We start from the raw sequence: 746 nt of genomic DNA, 5'->3' as shown, positions 1-746 counted from the left end.
CGCTCACGTGTTTTCCGCCGATCACCCCAACGCTGGTGACATTCCTCAACACGGTAATTTGGACGCCCACATCGATCTTGACGCTAATATGTGTACCGCTTTGATTGTCGATAAGTTGCTGGAAGGACGCTTTCATACTTGGGCGATCACCGCTGCTTACGGTGATAACTTGATTGCTAAAGCGGATGCGCTGGCGGATCAAGCCGGACTTAATAACGAGCAAAAAGCGCAGTTAAAAGAGCTCGGTACATTAATCAACTACAACGGTTATGGCTCGAAAGTCGACGACCTTCATTTCCATCCTGCGGATTTATACCGAGCATTGGTCCAATATATTTCGCCATTCGAAGTCATTGAAGAAAAAACCTCGCCTTACTATCAATTGCAATCAGCTTACCAACAAGACATGGATGCCGCGCAAGCGGTACCAGCCACATATGAAAGCGACACATTGAAGTTGTTTGAGCTACCAAACACGGCTGCATCACGTCGAATCAGCGGTGTGTATGGCAACTGGCTGGCAAACCAAAATCCAGACTCTGCGCATGCGGTACTCACAGAAAACGCAGATGGTACTTACACAGTTTCACTCCGTGCACCATTGAACAATAAACAAGGTGCTGTTGCCGTGTGTGGGCAGTTCCCGACAGGTGGTGGGCGAGAGGCGGCTGCAGGTATTAATGCCTTACGCAAAGAAGATGTGAATGCATTTATTGATGCGGTAGAAACGTACTACGCATAGCATT

The 746-nt window shown here is 48.1% G+C and carries 1 protein-coding gene; it reads left to right on the top strand.

Features of this window, described 5'->3' with window-relative positions; translation table 11 throughout:
* Positions 1–742, top strand: a 742-nt coding sequence (locus R7Q09_RS25290; protein ID WP_318143839.1) for a DHH family phosphoesterase, incomplete at its 5' end; no start/stop codon positions are given.
* Positions 743–746: the final 4 nt, after the last annotated feature.

The organism is Vibrio sp. 2130-1, from assembly GCF_033339515.1.
The sequence above is the reverse complement of the archived record's forward strand: the minus strand, read 5'-3'. Positions and strand labels throughout refer to the sequence as shown.